At 37.5% G+C, this 19,401-nt stretch carries 16 protein-coding genes; 3 read left to right on the top strand and 13 right to left on the bottom strand.

What is annotated here, in order from left to right; genetic code table 11:
* Nucleotides 1-129: 129 nt before the first annotated feature.
* Both ACT4_RS13870 and ACT4_RS13865 read left to right on the top strand, forming a co-directional pair.
* Nucleotides 130-1,641 carry an aldehyde dehydrogenase family protein gene (locus ACT4_RS13870; protein ID WP_004879686.1) on the top strand — a complete coding sequence of 504 codons (1,512 nt, stop codon included), beginning with the start codon at nt 130-132 and terminating at the stop codon, nt 1,639-1,641.
* Between the two features lie 387 nt (nt 1,642-2,028).
* Nucleotides 2,029-3,387 carry a hypothetical protein gene (locus ACT4_RS13865; protein WP_007483129.1) on the top strand — a complete coding sequence of 453 codons (1,359 nt, stop codon included), beginning with the start codon at nt 2,029-2,031 and terminating at the stop codon, nt 3,385-3,387.
* A gap of 56 nt (nt 3,388-3,443) precedes the next feature.
* Here ACT4_RS13865 and hchA read toward each other — a convergent pair whose 3' ends face one another.
* From hchA to ACT4_RS13820, 9 genes are all read right to left on the bottom strand, one after another.
* Nucleotides 3,444-4,316, bottom strand: a complete 873-nt coding sequence (hchA, locus tag ACT4_RS13860) for a glyoxalase III HchA (protein ID WP_007483127.1) — start codon at nt 4,314-4,316, stop codon at nt 3,444-3,446.
* Between the two features lie 112 nt (nt 4,317-4,428).
* Nucleotides 4,429-5,433, bottom strand: a complete 1,005-nt coding sequence (locus ACT4_RS13855; RefSeq protein WP_004879693.1) for an NAD(P)H-quinone oxidoreductase — start codon at nt 5,431-5,433, stop codon at nt 4,429-4,431.
* A 7-nt stretch (nt 5,434-5,440) separates the two neighbouring features.
* On the bottom strand, nt 5,441-6,316 hold the full coding sequence (locus ACT4_RS13850) for an AraC family transcriptional regulator (RefSeq protein WP_007483125.1): 876 nt from the start codon (nt 6,314-6,316) through the stop codon (nt 5,441-5,443).
* A gap of 133 nt (nt 6,317-6,449) precedes the next feature.
* Nucleotides 6,450-7,142 (bottom strand): GntR family transcriptional regulator, encoded by a 693-nt coding sequence (locus ACT4_RS13845; protein WP_004879699.1) that lies wholly within the window; start codon nt 7,140-7,142, stop codon nt 6,450-6,452.
* 6 nt (nt 7,143-7,148) lie between these two features.
* A complete protein-coding gene (gene uca, locus ACT4_RS13840; RefSeq protein ID WP_007483122.1) occupies nt 7,149-10,754 on the bottom strand; it encodes an urea carboxylase in 3,606 nt (1,201 codons plus the stop codon).
* A gap of 17 nt (nt 10,755-10,771) precedes the next feature.
* A complete protein-coding gene (atzF, locus tag ACT4_RS13835; RefSeq protein ID WP_007483119.1) occupies nt 10,772-12,598 on the bottom strand; it encodes an allophanate hydrolase in 1,827 nt (608 codons plus the stop codon).
* A gap of 249 nt (nt 12,599-12,847) precedes the next feature.
* Entirely contained in the window at nt 12,848-13,204 is a 357-nt protein-coding gene (locus ACT4_RS13830; protein ID WP_007483117.1) for a winged helix-turn-helix domain-containing protein, read from the bottom strand.
* Between the two features lie 59 nt (nt 13,205-13,263).
* Nucleotides 13,264-14,373: an S-(hydroxymethyl)glutathione dehydrogenase/class III alcohol dehydrogenase gene (locus tag ACT4_RS13825; RefSeq protein WP_034605246.1), complete on the bottom strand. Its 1,110-nt coding sequence runs from the start codon at nt 14,371-14,373 to the stop codon at nt 13,264-13,266.
* Between the two features lie 20 nt (nt 14,374-14,393).
* Nucleotides 14,394-14,669, bottom strand: a complete 276-nt coding sequence (locus ACT4_RS13820) for a metal/formaldehyde-sensitive transcriptional repressor (protein ID WP_007483111.1) — start codon at nt 14,667-14,669, stop codon at nt 14,394-14,396.
* A gap of 298 nt (nt 14,670-14,967) precedes the next feature.
* Between ACT4_RS13820 and ACT4_RS13815 the strand changes: the two genes are divergently transcribed.
* Entirely contained in the window at nt 14,968-16,476 is a 1,509-nt protein-coding gene (locus ACT4_RS13815) for a phospholipase D family protein (RefSeq protein ID WP_171054827.1), read from the top strand.
* 1 nt (nt 16,477) lies between these two features.
* Here ACT4_RS13815 and ACT4_RS13810 read toward each other — a convergent pair whose 3' ends face one another.
* From ACT4_RS13810 to ACT4_RS13795, 4 genes are all read right to left on the bottom strand, one after another.
* Nucleotides 16,478-16,924 (bottom strand): DUF6334 family protein, encoded by a 447-nt coding sequence (locus ACT4_RS13810; protein WP_007483106.1) that lies wholly within the window; start codon nt 16,922-16,924, stop codon nt 16,478-16,480.
* A 66-nt stretch (nt 16,925-16,990) separates the two neighbouring features.
* A complete protein-coding gene (locus tag ACT4_RS13805) occupies nt 16,991-17,575 on the bottom strand; it encodes a uracil-DNA glycosylase family protein (RefSeq protein WP_007483103.1) in 585 nt (194 codons plus the stop codon).
* A gap of 16 nt (nt 17,576-17,591) precedes the next feature.
* Complete coding sequence (locus tag ACT4_RS13800) at nt 17,592-18,290, bottom strand: histidine phosphatase family protein (RefSeq protein ID WP_007483100.1); 699 nt, start codon at nt 18,288-18,290, stop codon at nt 17,592-17,594.
* Between the two features lie 237 nt (nt 18,291-18,527).
* The gene (locus ACT4_RS13795; RefSeq protein WP_007483098.1) at nt 18,528-19,400 is read right to left on the bottom strand and encodes an MBL fold metallo-hydrolase; all 873 of its coding nucleotides are present in this window, start codon (nt 19,398-19,400) and stop codon (nt 18,528-18,530) included.
* Between the last annotated feature and the right edge of the window lies 1 nt (nt 19,401).

Genomic DNA, 19,401 nt, shown 5'->3' with positions numbered 1-19,401 from the left:
CTCACTCATGACCCTGATTTCCAACCTTTCTCCAACCTTCTCATTTATATCCTAATGAAATAGCGTACAAAAGTACCTTATACCAAAGCTGTAGATATTTAAGATCAATTATAAGCAAAGGAATCTAATATGCGTTACATCGATCCTAATCAAGCTGGCTCTAAAGTCCAGTTTAAAGCTCAATATGAAAACTTTATTGGCGGTCAATGGGTAGCTCCTGTAAGAGGAGAATACTTCGATAATGTTTCACCTGTCGATGGCAAAGTGTTTACAAAAATCCCGCGTTCTTCAGTTGAAGACATTGAACTTGCTCTCGATGCGGCACATAAAGCGAAAGCTGAATGGAATAAAAGCTCTCCAACAACACGTTCAAATATTTTATTAAAAATTGCTGATCGTATGGAACAAAACTTGGAATTTCTTGCAGTCGCAGAAACTTGGGACAACGGTAAACCAGTTCGTGAAACTTTGGCAGCTGATATTCCACTGGCAATTGATCACTTCCGTTATTTTGCAGGATGTATTCGTGCACAAGAAGGCGGAATCTCTGAAATTGATGAAGATACAATTGCATACCATTTCCATGAGCCTTTAGGTGTGGTGGGGCAAATCATTCCTTGGAACTTCCCTATCCTCATGGCGGCATGGAAACTTGCACCTGCACTAGCAGCAGGAAACTGTGTGGTATTAAAACCTGCTGAACAAACTCCTGTTGGTATTCTATTAGTACTTGAACTAATTCAAGATATTTTACCTGCTGGTGTACTTAACGTAGTTAATGGTTTTGGTGCAGAAGTTGGTCGCCCACTAGCAACAAACCCACGTATTGCAAAAATTGCCTTCACTGGTTCAACACAAGTTGGCCAATTAATTATGCAGTATGCAACTGAAAATATTATCCCTGTTACATTGGAGCTTGGTGGTAAGTCTCCAAACTTATTCTTTGAAGATGTGATGGATCAAGACGATGACTATCTTGATAAAGCACTTGAAGGTTTTGCAATGTTTGCCTTAAACCAAGGTGAAGTATGTACTTGTCCTTCTCGTGCGCTTGTTCAAGAAAGTATCGCAGATAAGTTTTTAGAAAAAGCCATTGAACGTGTGAAACGTATTAAATTAGGTCATCCTTTAGATACGGAAACCATGATTGGTGCTCAAGCATCTTTAGAACAGCAAGAGAAAATCCTACGTTGTATCAGCACTGGTCGTGAAGAAGGTGCAGAAGTCCTCACGGGTGGTAGTGCTCGTCAAGAAGTAGGTGAAGGTTTTTATATCGAACCGACTGTCTTTAAAGGTCACAACAGTATGCAAATTTTCCAAGAGGAAATTTTCGGACCTGTACTTTCAGTAACAACATTTAAAGACTTTGACGAAGCGATCAAAATCGCAAATGAAACCATTTATGGTTTAGGTGCAGGTGTCTGGTCACGTTCAGCACATATTTCATATCGTGCAGGCCGTGCAATTGAAGCTGGTCGTGTTTGGACTAACTGCTATCACATTTATCCAGCACATGCAGCTTTTGGTGGATACAAAAAGTCAGGTATTGGTCGTGAAAACCATCGCATGATGTTAGATCATTATCAACAAACTAAAAATCTTTTAGTAAGTTATTCAACTAAACCAGCAGGTTTTTTCTAATACCTACCATAAATTTATTATTAAAAAAGGTCAGTTAAAATGAACTGGCCTTTTTATATAGTGAAAATGGCCCACTGTATTTAGAGTAATAATCTTTTTAATATTATTAACTTAATAGTTCTACATCTCTACAAACATGTTTTTTTTATTTCATTCGAAAAATTATTTCCCCCATTAATCCGAAATGTATCAAATGGTATATTTTTGTTGACATGTATAATAATTAGTCTATTTTAGATAAATAACATCACGTCAAATAATTAAATTTTTAGCTAATGGATAGCAATATAGGGAAATTATAATGTATTTACCAAGGATTCCTTCGAAATCAGCTTTTTTTTACTTTTATTAAATTCAACATTAGTCCAAGCTAACTCATTACAAATCATGGATGACGCACAATTATCAAATGTTACTGGTCAATCGTTATTAACTCTTTCTTATATTTCGCCAAATGACTCTAATAATTTAGAAGCAAAAAGATTAAATGGTAATCAAAATATTGGTTTTTATAAACTAGGTATGGAAGCTGATATTGACTTAAATGCAAATATTAGAAGATTGCAACTAGGTTGTGGGGGCGTTAATGGTATTGGTTGTGATATTGACATTGATTATTTGAGCTTAAGTGGTGTAGCGGAAACAAGTACTGAGCGTGCGAGTTCTAGTGCAAAAATAACAAACCCTTTCATTGAATTTGCAATAAGAAACCCAAATACTTCATCTACTCGGGAAGTTGTTGGGTTAAGACTAAGTGCAGAAAAAGTATTAGGTTTATTAACACTAGGAACACAGAACTCTGCTCAAGCAAATGGAATAAATTCATTTTCAGGATATATGAAAGTTCAATCTGGAATTGGAACAACAGCAGAAGAACAAAGTAAAGTCAAAGGTTATGCGAATACTGCTGCTCAATATATGGATCTATCAAAATATCAAATTGATGGAAACTTAGTTGCTTTGGGTCTTGCAAATGCAGGTTTTAGAACCAATGGAGGTGGTTTTAATATACCTGAAATGAATAATTTACCTTTTGAAACTCAGCAAATTGTTGTTGTAGGAAATAGACAAAAAGCTGTCAGTTTATCTGCCTCTGTAGATATACCTACTATTTATTTAGGCTCAGGAAGTAATTATCCCTCAGGAGGTAGAACGACCTCAAACTCAAATGGGACGACAACAGGTGTTTATACAGCAGGTAACCCAGTAAATGCTTATATTACAAGCTGTGAAAATACCACCATTCTACCTACATGTATTATTGCTCCGAATGGTCGGGAATTTTCCAATATTAGTATGACTGGTACAGTTGGTGGCGCTACAGCTACTGTAAACCTTCAAGAGTCACTTGGTTTTATTCATAGATTAGAAATTAACTCTGCTGCGTCATTGAGCTTACAAGCAATCAATATTCTTTGGCCTGGTTCAGCTGCAGATAATATTACTCAACCTGGATGGTGGCTTGCATTTCAAGATCCTGTAAATATTGGTAGAGTTGAGCCAACAAATAGACTAAGCATTGAACCTCTTTTAGGACAGTTTGCAGCTAGGGCATCAACTTATTTACAACAAAATCCAGCAACTACTAATGATTTATTAGGTGTGTTGACTGGTACTGGCCTCGATGTAAACTTAGGGAATGTTGATTTATCTACAGCCCCACCATTACAAATGAATTTAGTAGACCTACAATTAAATGGGCAAAATTTTGCTCCAAACTGTTACGGAAATCTAAATTTTTGTTAATCTCTAAAATAGTAAAAGCCCAACACTAAGTTGAGCTTTTTACTATGTAGTATTCATTAAAGATTTGGATCAGCCAATAACGTTGTTGCAGCAAGCTTACCTAAATTATTGGACGCTAGCGGACTATCTCCCGTTAAAAGCTTTCGATCTTTATGTACCTGACCTGTAATCCCTTTATTCAAAATCTTGACGCCTAACTTTTCAAGGTTTTCACCAACTAACCAAGGAAGCTGTCCTGGCATATAACCAATATCAATGTTTGCCCCTTTATCTAAAGCATCAGGGAATACACAAACCTGATAATCTTTGAAGATAAAATCCTCTGGTGCTTCACCTAGAGCAGCGGCGAGTAAAGATGCAGGACCATGACACAAAGTAATCACATATTTATCATGATCCATTGCCCACTTTAATAACGCTTTTACTTCTGTGCTATGTGGTATTTTTGCCAGTACACCATGACCTCCGGGGATAAATACGCCTGCATATGGCGAATCAACACTTAATGCATTTTTTAAAATATCAGCAAGTTTAAGCGGTGCTTTTAATTGCTTTTCATACTTTTTATAAGTATCCAAAACAACTTGCTCTTCATTTGGCATTGCCCACATTTCTAGTTTTACAGGATTTCCAGAAAGTGTAGCAATATCAAATTCAAAACCTGCGTTATCTAGATGAAACATTGGCAATAACATTTCTACAGGATGATTTCCTGTTGAAAAGAATTTCTCATTTTGCATCAAGATATAGCGTTCATCCGTTGCAATCATTAAGATTTTTTTATTGCCTTCATATGGAGTAGGATAAGTTGTGCCGTCATAATCTGTTTTGGCTGAAGTATATTGACTAAGTGAATACGGAGACGGGAAAAAAGCATTATCTTCAGCAAGATCTGGAGTTGGATTACGATCATCTAAATTTGTAGTCATTTTGAGATTCCTCATCATATGTTTTGTTTAATAAACACATACTGCTTAAAGCCTTCGCCATGCTCAAGTTTTGAATATAAACAGGCATGGAATGAACATAATTAGGCATAAACTAAGATTTAAGTTCTAATACCACTTTACCAATATGCTGGCTGCTCTCAAGGCACTGATGTGCATGAGCAACGTCTTCAAAAGCAAATGTTTTATAAATAATTGGTTTACATTGCCCTGCTTCGATTAATGGCCAAACAAATTGCTCAAGCTCTCGAGTAATTTTTGCTTTTTCATCATTTGTTCTGGCTCGCATCGTCGATCCTGTCACGACAGCTCGTTTCAACATTAATTCTTGAATATCAAAACCATCTACTTTTCGACCACCCATAAAGCCAATAATGACCAATCGACCATCACGTTTTAACAATCGCAAGTTCTGATTGAAATAGGCTGCTCCAATGATATCGAGAATGACATCAACCCCTTTTCCATCAGTTAATGCTAAAACTTCCTTTTCAAAATCTTGGGTTTTGTAATTGATAACATTTGACATGGAGGCCAGTTTTTCGACTTTATCGTCATGTCCAACTGTAGAATAAGATTGAATACCCATCGCATGGCATAGACTAATTGCTGTTGAGCCAATTCCACTTGCTCCACCATGAATAAGCACTGTTTCATTCTTTTTTAAATGACCAATCTGAAATAAATTTGCCCAAACTGTAAAATAAGTTTCTGGAATAGCGGCTGCTTCTACAAAACTTAAATTTTTGGGCATTGTTAAGGTTTGATTAGCGGGTACTGCACAATATTCTGCATAACCACCGCCATTGGTAAGTGCACAGACTTTGTCACCGACTTTAAATTTTTCTACTTTCGAACCAACTTCGACAATAACACCTGCAACTTCTAAACCGGGAATTAAAGTTACGCCTTTAGGCATTGGGTAAAGTCCTTGCCGCTGTAAAATATCTGGTCGATTTATACCCGTTGCATAAACTTCAATTAATACTTCATCTTCTTTAATCTCAGGTTTCTCACCCTGTACAACTTTTAGAACTTCAGGACCGCCTGCTTCAGTTATTTCGATATATTTCATTTGTTCTCTACTATTCTGATTCATGATTTACTCATTCCTTATCTATATTTACTTCAGCCTGATTAGGAGGAAAACCAAACTGCTTTTTAAACTCTCGACTAAATTGAGAAGAACTTTGATAACCAACAGCATAAGCCGCTTGGGCAACACTTTGGTCTGCGTTTTGCAACAATTGTTTTGCCTTATGCAACCGAACAACTTTTAAATATTGTAATGGTGAATGTTGAGTAACTTGTTTAAATGCTTTGTGAAAGGCAGATGTACTCATATTTGCTTGTTCAGCAAGCATTTCAACTGTCAATTTTTCAGTAAAATGATGTTGAATATATTCACAAATCTTATAAATAGGCCTTAGATTTCCCTGTACAACAAGCCCCTTTAAAGCATCTGCCCCAGAGTGTTGAATAACTCGGTATAACAGCTCACGCTTAATTTGATCTCCGAGAATTAATATGTCTTGTTCAGAAGTTAAGGTGTTTAATAGTCTCAAAAGCACAGATGAAATTGTTTCATCGTATTGAATGACACTCATCCCAGTTGTGAGTGGGGTAAATTGATAATTCTCAAAATAAGTTTTGGCAAGCAATTCATTCACGGTATCGGCATCTAACTTCATGCTAACAGCAATCATCGGCTGTTCTGAACTTGCAATCGTGTCACAATCAAATGGCATTGAAACAGATACGATTAAGCATTCACCTTGTTCAAATGAATAAGTTTCTTTTGCTATATATCCGCGCTTTTTACCTTGTAAAACGAAAACAAGCGTTGGTTCTTGCAATACCGAAATTGGAGGTGTGTTGTGATCTACGCGCATCAAGGTAATACCATCAATCGCTGTGGCAAAGAAGCCTTCTTTACGAACCAGTTTAAGGAATAAAGGAATGAGCTGTTGTTGATTCATCATAGGTGATCTGATGAGTTAGAATTTGATATTTATTATTAAATATTAAAACAATGGAAACTGTTAGTTTTATGCAGAATTAGGCATAACAAAAACAGTTTCCGTAAAAATAAATCTTTTTGAAAATTGGAAAAGTTTAATAAAACTGACTCGAATCCAACATCTGTAAGGTAATCTTTTTGACTTCATCACGACTTTGCATGATGTGCGCTTCGATTGCATTGATCGCTTCATCAACTTTTCGATTAAAGATAAAACCTAAAATTTTTTGATGCTCTTGATAAGTTGCCTCAACACGATAATCTTTGGAAAAATCTAAGCGACGAATGATACGAATGCGTTCACTCAAGTCTCGATGAATCCGTGCCATTTCATTATTTCCAGAAGCACGAACTAAAGCACAATGAAAGTCCTCATCTTGCTGAGAAAGCTGCTTAATATCTTTCAAATATTGGCTTGGTTCAACCATCCAAAAATCTTTTAAAACAGACAGTTCAACCGAGTTTTGATGATCGATATAACAAAGTTTTCGAATGGCATCTTTTTCTAACACAATTCGCACATCATAAAGCTCTTCGTAATAACGAAAATTGAGCGGTCGGATTTGCCAACCGCTGCGAAAACTCACATCGACATAGCCTTCCTGTTGCAAACGATACAATGCTTGTCGGATTGGGGTACGACTTACATCATAGGCTTTTGCAACTTCGGACTCAGTAAAGCGTTCACCGGGCATCAATTTGAAATCGAAGATATCATTCTTGATGCGTTGGTAAACCAGCTCAGACAAACTGTCTGAGCCTTTAGTTGTTATTTTTGTCTCTTTCATTGGCACCTATTCCATATACACCAACGGTTCACCGCTGTGAACAGTTTGCCCTGCGCGACAAATAATTGCCTTCACTATGCCATCTTCCTCAGCATACACAGGGAGTTCCATTTTCATTGCTTCAATAATAGCAACAGTTTCACCTTTTTTAACCTCTTGCCCACTTTCTACAAAAATTTTCCAGATATTACCTGTCATAGAAGCATTAAGTGAGGAAAGATGGCTGTAATCCACGTCATTTGGAAGTTCAATTTGTTCTTCTGCCTGAGTTGAGAACTCTTCTTTCCAACGACTGACTTCCGTTGTAAATGCATGTTGTTGTTTCTCTTTAAATGCAGCGATACTCTCCGCTTCATTTTCCAAGAAGTTTACATAAGCGGCATAATCAAATTCAGTCTCTTCAATTTTGATTTCAGCACGGCCATTTTCAAAATCTGCGCGCCATTGATTCAGCTCTTCCTCAGTGACTGGGAAATATTTAATTTGGTCAAAGAATTTTAAAAACCATTGTTTGTCACCAAACTGTTTATTTTTCTTAAACTTATTCCAAATTGGCAAAGTACGTCCAACCAATTGATAACCACCGGGTGAATCCATACCGTAAATACACATGTACATCCCACCAATACCCACAGTGCCTTCAGCCGTAAAAGTACGCGCAGGATTGTATTTTGAGCTCAATAAACGATGGCGTGGATCGATGGGTACAGCACATGGCGCGGTTAAATACACATCGCCTAAACCCAAAATTAAATAATTGGCATCAAAGATAATATCTTTGACTTCATCACGATGTGCTAAACCATTAATGCGTTGAATGAAATCGACGTTATTTGGCAACCAAGGTGCTTTGGCACATACGCTTTCTTGATAACGTTCAACAGCTCCTAGTGTTGCACTATCTTCAAATGCCATAGGTAAATGAACGATACGAGATGGGATTTTAAGGTTACTCAAATCGCCCATTTCTGCTTCAAGCTGAAGAAGTTTGCTAATTAAATCAGCTTGTGGAATCACGAGACCATCATATTTGATTTGTAGTGAACGCACACCGGGAGACAGTTCCAATACCCCTGCAATGTCAGCATCACGAATCATTTGAATCAATTGATGTACGCGTAATCGCAATGCTAAATCCAGAACATTTTCACCGTATTCAAGCAAGATATAACTATCACCTGCTTGGCGATAAACTGTTTTTGGGGAAACGTCTGTTTCATCACGTTGCGCTAAAATGGTGGTACTGACATTTTCAGTGGGTTCAATAATTTCAGCAGCATTTTCAGCGTTTGCAAAGTTTTCAATATTGGCTTTTTGTTTAAGCTCAAGCGCATTTGCTTGCTCAACTGACATCGGATAAAAACGAATTTTATCATCTGCTTTGAGCTGTCCGACTTTCCACAGCTCTGCTTTAGCAATAGTGACTGGGCAAACGAAACCGCCTAAGCTTGGGCCGTCTTTTGCCAAAATGACAGGAAAATCACCTGTAAAGTTGATCGCACCAATGGCATATTCACAGTCATGCACATTGGATGGATGTAGACCTGCCTCACCGCCATTTTCTCGTGCCCAGCTTGGTGTAGGGCCAGAAAGACGAACACCTAAACGGTTTGAGTTAAAATGTACTGTCCATTCAGATGCAAAAAATTCTTCTATATATTCAGGTTTAAAGAAATCAGGTGCGCCGTGCGGTCCATATAAAACACCGATTTCCCATTCATTGCCATATTCAGGAATTAAATCAGTCGATAATGCTTGCGGTGTATCAATTGCAACAGGTAGCTCAACACTGGCAAATGCAGGATCAACTAATTTTATCATGTCACCAACGCGTAAAGTACGCCCTGCATGACCACCAAAATTACCCAGTGCAAATGTTGAGCGACTACCTAAATACAATGGAACATCTAAACCATCACGCACCGCTAAGTATGTACGGCAACCTGATTCAACTTGTCCTATTTTTAAAGTTTGACCTGCTTTAACTGTAATGGGTTGCCAAAAATCAATTTCAGTTTCATCCAGCAATACCTTACAGCTTGCGCCCGTGAGTGCAATCGTCGTATTTGCATGAAACTTTAATGTTGGCCCGACAAGTGTAAATTCAAAACCTGCGGCTTTTGCGTCATTGCCTACAATTCGATTGGCAAGCTGAAATGCATAATCATCCATTGGACCTGATGGTGGTACACCAATATCCCAGTATCCTGTACGACCCGGATAATCTTGGATTGAGCTCAATGTACCTGCTTGTATGACTTCAATTACATTCGGTGCGTAGTTAAAATCATCGAGCATCCGTGTCCAGATTTGCATACTTTCAAAACGCTCATCCGACACAATGGCACGTGCATAATCTAAGTTAGTACTGATGCCATTTAAACGAGTTTCAGCCAATACTGTTTTTAACTTTTCAATTGCAGCCGCACGATCATCTGCATGGACAATAATTTTGGCGATCATTGGATCAAAATATTGCGATATTTCCGTTCCTGTTTTCACCCATGTATCGACACGGATATCTTCAGGGAATGCAACTTCGGTCAAAACACCCGGACTTGGCTGGAAGTTTTTCGCTGGGTCTTCGGCATAAACACGAACCTCAATTGCAGCACCTTGCGGCTGAATATTGCTTAAATAATTCCAGTCCAGTTCATCGCCAGCAGCAACTTTAAGCATACATTCGATTAAATCTAAGCCTGTCACCATTTCAGTCACAGGGTGTTCAACTTGTAAACGTGTATTGACTTCCAGAAAATAGAATTCATCACGTTTTGCATCATAAATGAACTCAACTGTACCCGCGCTGCGGTAGTTTACAGATTGTCCAAGTTCCACCGCCGCCTGATGCAATTTTTTGCGGGTTGCTTCTGGTAGATTTGCAGCAGGTGTTTCTTCGACTACCTTTTGGTTACGTCTTTGCAATGAACAATCACGCTCACCAAATGCAACCACTTGACCTTGACCATCACCAAAAATTTGGACTTCGACATGACGTGCTTTATCAATAAAGCATTCAATAAATACGCCTGCATCTTTAAAGAATTGCTCGCCTAAGCGTTTTACACTTTCATAGGCATCCGTTAATGCTTGTGGTGTATCACAACGTGTTAAACCAATACCACCTCCACCAGCGGTACTTTTTAACATGATCGGATAACCAATTCGATCAGCCGCAGCTAAAGCCTCTTGTAAACTATCCAGCAATCCTGTTCCCGGTGTCATCGGCACATTTGCAGCGGCAGCCAACTCTCGCGCACGATGCTTTAACCCAAACTCTAAAATTTGCTCCGCAGTTGGCCCCATAAAAGCAATATTATTTTCTTCACATGCTCGTGAAAAATCAGCGCTTTCAGACAAGAAACCATAGCCGGGAAAAATTGCTTCTGCGCCTGTTTGTTTCGCAGCTTGTATCAGCTTTTCAATACACAAATAGGTATCAGCGGGTTTCAAACCCTCTAAAGCAACAGCAATATCAGCATCTTCAACATGCTGCGCATAACGATCACTGTCTGAATATACGGCAACACTGGTAATGCCTAATTTTTTAAGTGTTCGAATTGCTCTCACAGCAATTTCACCACGGTTTGCAATAAGTACAGTTTTAAACATGATGATTCCCCAAAAAATTAAAGTGTTGTATTTGCTGTTTGGCTATTACGATGTTGGATGTAAGCTCTCCAACCGCCAAAGTGACTAATATCCTCAGCATCACCTAAGCCATAAGGCTCACAGATAAAGCCTTTCACCCAACGACCATCTTCTAGTTCGACATTTCCCATGCCTAAAGGTGTTGGAATTTCTGCCACGAATTCGCCAAAACGCGCTGTTGGTACATCCCATAATTCAACGATAATGCTTTGACCATCTTCTTGACGTGCTAAGCCCGGTTTAGGCGGAATCGTTCCATTGAGTGCGTAAAGCGCATAATTCTGAGAAGTTTTTGTGGTTTCAACATGAACCGCATCACGCGTGGTCAGTTGGAAATTCAGTGGCATACCTGTGAGGTGTGCTCCTACTACGGCAACGCGAATATGATGTGGAGAAATAACAGTCGAGCTATTTGACGGTACACTTTTGTCCAAAGCACCTAATTTCAGCGCTAAATAGTTTTGCCAAGCTTTACCAAAATGCGCGAGCGCAGCATCGTGCCAAGCAGGTGCAATCAAGGTAATACCAAAGGGTAAATGATCTGCTCTAAAGCCTGCGGGTAAAGCCAATGCGCTTAAATCAGCAAGGTTGGTAAAGTTGGTATACGTTCCAAAATGTGCGTTGTACTCGATCGGATACTGCTGTACTTGTTCAATGGTATAAATCGTCGGTGTTGTTGGTACGATTAAGGCATCAAATTCAGCCAATGTTTCTTGAATTTTTCGTGCCAAATCTTGTTTTAAATATTCAGCATTGTATGCATCGATCGCCGTATATTTTTCACCTTGTTGAATGATTTCTAAAACAGTTGGATCAAAATCATCAGCATTGGTTTTGAGTAAGGCTTCAACGGCTGCTGTGCGTTCCGCGACCCATGAGCCTTGATAAAGTTGAGCAGCAAGTTTTTCAAAATCAGAGAAATCAATCTTTGTGATTTCAGCATTCAGTGATTCAAGCAGTTGAATGGTTTTTTGAAATGCAGTTTCTGCTTGAATATCACCAAAAAAGTTAAGTTGTGCTGGCACAGCAAATTTCATTTTGTTCGAAAAGCGTGCTGGAACATTTTTAGGATGTTTTCTTGAATAGCTATCGAGTGCATCGTATGCCTCAACAACATTGGCGACAAGCTCAGCATCGCTCACAGTCAATGCGAAGATTGAAATACAATCCAGCGTTTTGCATGCAGGCAATAAACCACGATTAGAAAAACGGCCTTTGGTTGGTTTCAATCCAACAATGTTGTTAAAACCCGCTGGAACACGACCAGAGCCAGCCGTATCAGTACCTAAAGCAAAAGGAACAAAACCTCGTGCAACGACACTTGCTGAACCTGAACTTGAACCACCACTCACATATTCAGATTTAAATGTATTTGGCACTGCGCCAAATGGAGAGCGTGTTCCAACAAGCCCTGTTGCAAATTGATCGAGGTTGGTTTTCCCAATCACAATCGCACCTGCTTGTTTGAGCAAACGAACTGTCTCAGCATCTTGGTCGGCAATTTGAGTCAAAGCTTTACATGCTGCTGTCGTCACAAAGCCTGTAACATCAATATTGTCTTTAACTGCAAACGGGACGCCATATAATGGAAATTGTTTTTGTAAGTCTTCAGCGTTTTGAGTTAAAGCGTTCAGTGCTTGGATCTGTTGTTCAATTAAATCTGTACTTGCTACTGAAATCCACGCACAATCTTGTGGATCAATTGCCGTCACTAATTCTTTCAAGTTATCTAACTGGATTTCATTTTTTAAATAAGCTGTTTGCCATTCAGAAACTGTCCAGCCTAAAGTTTTTATCTCACGCACTTTATGAATCCTATCTTGTATACAAGTTTGAATTAATAAATGCAGAAAGTATGCCAACCTTATTTTTGTTATAAAAAATAATAATTTATCGTTATTTCATAATTTTCATCAAAATTTTTTGCTTTGCGATGATACGAAAAAGAGCTGCTATAAATTTTACTTGCTCCATAATTCAGCAAATTAAAAAGGCATAAGCAAATTGGCTTCTAAACTGTGCATTATTATTTTTATAAATCTTCAATATCTGGGTTATTCTGTTCGTTTTAATAAACCTGACAATTCATCAAAATCCTGTTGGATCGCTTGCGCAGCTTGATTCTCCATTATTCTAAATTTTTTTAAGATCGTTTGGCCGAATTCAGTTACGACTGCACCACCACCATGCGTTCCGCCCGTTTGAGTCTCAACGAGTGCTGAGTCGAAACATTGGTTCATGGTATCTACAAGCTGCCATGCGCGTCGATAACTCATGTTCATCGACTTTGCTGCTTGAGAAATAGAACCTGTGCGTTGAATTGCTTCTAATAACTCAGCTTTACCTGGACCAAATGCAATCTCATCATTAGACAATATTCGAACATGTAGTTTTAAACGAGTTTTTGGCATTGATTTAAACCCAAAGAATAGATGACACATTGCGCGTCATCTATTCTAAATAATACGATTTAGAAATGAATTACTGTACGAATCGATTTACCTTCGTGCATTAAGTCAAATGCTTCATTGATATTTTCCAATGGCATAGTATGCGTTACGAATGGTTCAAGTTGAATTTCACCCTTCATTGCATCTTCAACCATTTTTGGTAATTGTGTACGCCCTTTAACGCCACCAAATGCTGTACCCATCCATTTACGACCAGTCACTAACTGGAATGGACGTGTTGATATTTCTTGGCCAGCACCAGCAACACCGATAATCACAGATTGCCCCCAACCACGATGTGCGCATTCTAAGGCTGAACGCATAACGTTGGTATTGCCAATACATTCAAATGAATGATCTACTCCCCAACCTGTCATTTCAACAATCACTTGTTGAATTGGTTGATCATAATCTTTGGGATTTAGGCAATCAGTCGCACCAAACTGTTTTGCAAGTTCAAACTTTTCAGGATTAGTGTCAACAACAATAATTCGTCCTGCTTTGGCTTGACGAGCACCTTGCACAACTGCAAGACCGATACCGCCTAAACCAAATACAGCAACACTATCACCCTCTCGTACTTTAGCTGTATTGTGTACCGCACCAATACCTGTCGTTACACCACAGCCCAACAAACACACTTGTTCGTGATTGGCTTCTGGATTGATTTTGGCCAAAGATACTTCAGCAACAACCGTATATTCACTAAAAGTAGAACAGCCCATGTAGTGATAGATCGGTTGACCATTATAAGAAAAGCGTGTTGTACCATCAGGCATCACACCTTTACCCTGAGTTGCACGTACAGCAACACAAAGGTTAGTTTTACCTGACTTACAGAATAAACACTCTTTACACTCTGCCGTATATAGTGGAATGACATGGTCACCAACAGCAACACTGGTTACACCTTCACCGACCTGCACAACGACACCTGCACCTTCATGTCCCAATACAGCTGGAAAAACACCTTCTGGATCATCACCAGATAAAGTAAAAGCATCAGTATGGCATACACCAGTATGGCTAATCTTAATGAGGACTTCACCTGCTTTAGGTGGTTCAACATCAAGTTCTACGATTTGTAATGGTTCACCAGCGGCAAAAGCAACGGCTGCACGAGATTTAATCACGATGACACTCCTGAATTTTACTTTAAATAAGATTTAAGAATTTTACTGACCTGAGTTAGCTCTTGACTGCGTTGCAACTCTGAAGATTCACCGACAACCAATGTATCTTTTAAATGAATTTCGAGAAGTTCAGTCATCAAACCATTTAATGCTCCACGAACTGCACAGATTTGCTGCAAAATATCAGCACATTCTGTGTCATTTTCCAAAGCTCGCTCAACACTTTGAACTTGACCTTGAATTCGTTTTACACGTGTGAGAATCTTTTTTTTATCCTCTATCTGTTTAGGCATAATGTCGACCACATTAAATCTAAAAATATACTATACACCAGTATAGTACCTTACCTCAATATTTATTGATTTATATACTTTAATATTCTAGTTATTTAGCTGTAAAAACCTTATTTAGTTAGTTGAATTAAAACTATAAGTCATTGATTAAATTACCAATTACATTTAACCCTTGGAAACAAAAAGCGTTTAGATATATAACAAAATCAATCACATGCAAATTGCTATTGGATTCATACGCTTGATAAATAAAATGATAAACAATTCATACCATTTTAAGATTACAACGCTTGTTATCATATTAGGAATAAGTGGCTGTTCATTGCCTCCCAATCAAATCCATGATCGGAGTAAATCCTTGCAAACAAAAACAAAATGGATGAACGATCCTCAAGCCGATCTTAATATTGAAAACGGTTTAACGGCTTTTTTAGCATTAGATGATGCCTTTTTAAGTATTGCCTCGCGTATTCATCTCATTAGAAATGCAAAACATCATCTCGATTTACAATATTACATTTGGAATGACGATGCCATTGGTAACATGATGCTGCATGAATTGCTTAATGCAGCTGATCGAGGCGTTAAAGTTAGATTGTTAATCGATGATCAGAATGGCGTTAAACTCGATAAAACCTTGAAAGCCCTTTCACAACTTCCAAATTTTGAAATTCGAATTTTCAATCCATATAAATTTAGACATTTACGTTTTATTGACTATTTTTTTAGACTAAATCGTATCAATCATCGTATGCACAATAAATTAACGATTGCCGATGCTTCTATTGCAGTAACTGGTGGTCGTAACATTAGTAGTGAATATTTTGAAGCAAGTGATCAGTTCCAGTTTAGTGATATGGACATTCTCTTCTACGGCAAAGCTGTAGATCGTGCTGAACAAGTGTTTGAAGAATTCTGGAATGATCCTCTCAGTTATTCAACAGAACAACTTTTGGGTGATGGTAAACCGCAACAATTGGAAAGTTTGAAACTAACCTATCAAGCTTTGGATGAAGTGAATACACCTACAGAAGAAAAATTAGAGGCCGCTCAAGATTATTTAAAAATTCGTCTGCAGAACTACCCTATTCAATGGGCAAAGGCACATTTTGTAGCAGATCATCCCAATAAAGCCTTGGGAAAAGCAAAAGATCAGGAATTATTGTATTCCCAAGTTTTAAAAATCATGGGCAAACCTGCACAGCATATGGAGCTTGTTTCTGCTTATTTTGTTCCAACACACCGTGGTACCCAATATCTCAGTGAGCTTTCTCAGAATGGCATCAAAGTAAGAGTTTTAACCAATAGTTTGGTGGCAAATGATGTCGCTGTTGTGCATTCTTTTTATAGTAAATACCGTAAACCATTATTAAAAAATGGTATACAACTCTATGAATTTAAGCCAAATATTGAACGCAATAAACGGACGTGGTACGAAATCGCTACTGGTAGCGTAATTCCTAAAAAAGGTAAAAACCGTTCTAGCTTACACGCCAAGTTTTTTGATGTTGATGGTAAAGTTTTTATTGGCTCATTTAATTTTGACCCTCGCTCTGCTCATTTAAATACTGAAGTTGGCTTAGTAGTTGAGTCAGATCATTTACAAGATCAAATTACAGCTTTGCTTGATCAACATTTATTACAAGTCGCTTACCAACTTAAACTTGATGAAAATGGCAATATTGTTTGGTATGAACATAGATCAGATGGTGAGGTGATAAAACATAATCATGATCCTGAAAGCACGAAATTTCAGCGTTTTACAATGCATTTTGTCTCTTATTTTCCAGTGGAATGGATGATGTAAATTAAATTAGATATGTATCAATTCCTACCGAACTCAACTCATATTGTAGACCTGAAGCTAAAGAAATCAATGTGAGTGTTCCACAAAAAGGAGGAGTTCCACTAGTTAATATCCCACTAAATAATTTCAACTTAACTCCATCGGTGTAACCTCTTTCATTAATAATTGCAAACAATGATCCAATCTCTAAGCCTTTCAAATTAGAAAGGCTATTAAATTCTTTATACTCTTCAAAATTGATCTCTAATTTACTTTTAAGGATTAATTCAATTTCATCAAATTCTCGATTTACTTGAAAGACCCAAAGCTTAAAATCAATTTCAATCATTAATTGTTCTATAGAAAATGAGTTATCTTCACTATTTCCATCTCTATCTATATAAATATTATCGATCCTTCTGATACCACTTTCATTCTGTATAGCCTCAAAAACATTACTATGAATCATACTTATATTCCTTTTATTTTATAGTAGTAGCTTATAATCATGATTGGTCATTTTCATAACAACCAACTACACCAAACCAATTTGTCTAAAGAACTGCTGATAAGCTTCTGCTTTTTTCTCTAAAGCCAATGGATATGCACGCGATGAAGATGGTAAACGGTATAAATTAAGTTCACGACTCTCAAAATGGACTTGTACCGACTGACCAATCATGGGCTTATTACTCTGCTCAGGAAAATGTAGCATCAATGTATCGGTAGCTTTATCTCCTGTTGTCATAATGGTATGACATTTCGGAATCTGTTTAAGCAATTGAGTCAGGTTAGTTGGTGTAACGATCTCTAAAAACTTATCAGACGCATTACCTTGTAGACGTTTTACTTGGAACGCCGTATCAAATATCCCTACACCAATTTCAGTCAAAAATTCACGAATTTTTTGCTCTTGAAAATTTTTATTGGCTAAATCTAAAAAATAATTTTTATCTTTAAAAAAGATCAGACCAAATATTCGCCACATGTCATTTTGGTAATTTGGATAATAAAAGGCCATTTTCCAACGACTTTGAGGTGGAGGAAAACTTCCCAACATGAGTAATTTAGCATTGGAAGGCAAAAATGGTTTTAATGGATGTGTTTCAATTTCGATCAAAATCTTTAAACCTCAATTATAACCATGTCAAAAGATCGGGATTTTGGGACTTAATAAACTGATGTTCATTCATACTAAAAAGTTGTGGTTCATCATTTAACAGCTTTAAAGTTGTGATACTCGTATTTGCAATCGACCAGCTTAAGGCAAATGTACGTTGTACATTTAACTCAAGTAATTTGCCCACAATCACTGAAATAACTCCAGCAGAAGTAAATACGATAGCTTCTTTTGCTTGAGTGTTTTGCAATTCAGTACATAAATTTTGTAATGCAACTTCTACACGAGTTTTGAATACAATCCATGATTCATCATATTCATGATGATAGGATTCATCTGTCCAACGCTGTATCGCTTGATCAAAAATTTGTGCTAAATAAGTTCTTGGATCTATTTCGTTATGAATCTCTTGTTTCAATAACTCTGGCTGTTCAAATTTAGGCTCATAACGTGAAAAAATTTGTTGATGATTAAACTCATTCCACAAAGCACTAGTTTGATAATTAGCCTGAGGAAAACACTCATTTAATGCGATTTGAGTTGTTTGTTGGTGACGTTGCATTGCTCCAGAAATAATCAGTGGCTGTTCAGTTATCGTTTTTTTAAAGTACTGCCCTAAGATTTTGGCTTGAGCTTCTCCATTTTCTGAAAGCTCATCATAATTTGTTTTGCCAAAAGAAGCTTGACCATGTCTGACTAAATAGATTGTGGTCATTAAATTACCTTATAATATTGCCAGTTCTAAAATGAGATGTATTTGTAGCATAGCTTTTTTATTGAATACAAAGATTTTTTGTTTAAGTTCTTATATTTTGGTTTTTTAATGATGAGATTTATATTTGCTCTTGCTATTTAAGAGGTATCCAAAATCTCTAAAATTACAACTTAATTTTTGCTTAGGCTATTTTAGAAATATAAAAATGCCATTCCGCAAAATGACATTTATTAAAAATTAGTGCTTAAAATAGTTAAAAGGCAGTTTCAGATAACGAATACCATTCGGTTCGGGTTCAGGAAAACGACCAGCATCCATATTGATTTGAATGGATGGCAAAATCAATTTTGGCATGGATAGCGTCGCATCTCTAGCATTACGCATGCGAACAAAATCTTGCTTTTGAGTATTCACATTAAGATGAATATTTGTCTGTTTTTGCGCTTCAATGCTGGTTTCAGATTGATATTCATTTCGTCCAATCGGCTTATAGTCATGGCACAAGAAAACTCGCATCTGGTCAGGTAATTGATAAAGCTTATGCACTGACTCAAATAAAATATCCGCACTGCCCTTCGGAAAATCACAACGTGCAGTTCCATAATCGGGCATAAACAACGTATCTCCAACAAAAACTGCATCACCAATGACATAACTTAGACACGCAGGCGTATGTCCTGGTGTCGGAATGTTATATGCATCTAGATCGCCAATTTTAAAATGCTCATGATCTTTAAAAAGATAGTCAAATGTTTGATGGCTATTCAACGTTTTAATATCAATATTATAAATTGCGCTAAATGTTTCTTGAACAATACTAATCTTTTCGCTCATGGCAATCTTTCCACCAAGTTGCGATTTTAGATATTGAGATGCTGTGAGATGATCCGCATGGACATGTGTTTCTAAAATCCACTCAGTTTTAAGCTGATTTTCTTGAATAAACTTAATAATATGATCAGCGCTGTATGTCGTTGTTGAAGCTGATGCTGAATCATAATCCAACACACTATCTATAATGGCGCATTGTAATGTCTGTGGATCACTGACCACATAGCTAAAAGTATTGGTGTTTTCATCAAAGAAAGCTTTAACTTGAGGATGTTGCATG

It is taken from the genome of Acinetobacter sp. NBRC 100985, assembly GCF_000241225.1.
GTDB classification, from domain to species: domain Bacteria; phylum Pseudomonadota; class Gammaproteobacteria; order Pseudomonadales; family Moraxellaceae; genus Acinetobacter; species Acinetobacter venetianus.
Note: the sequence above shows the minus strand (reverse complement) of the source record. Positions and strands in the feature narration are given on the sequence as shown.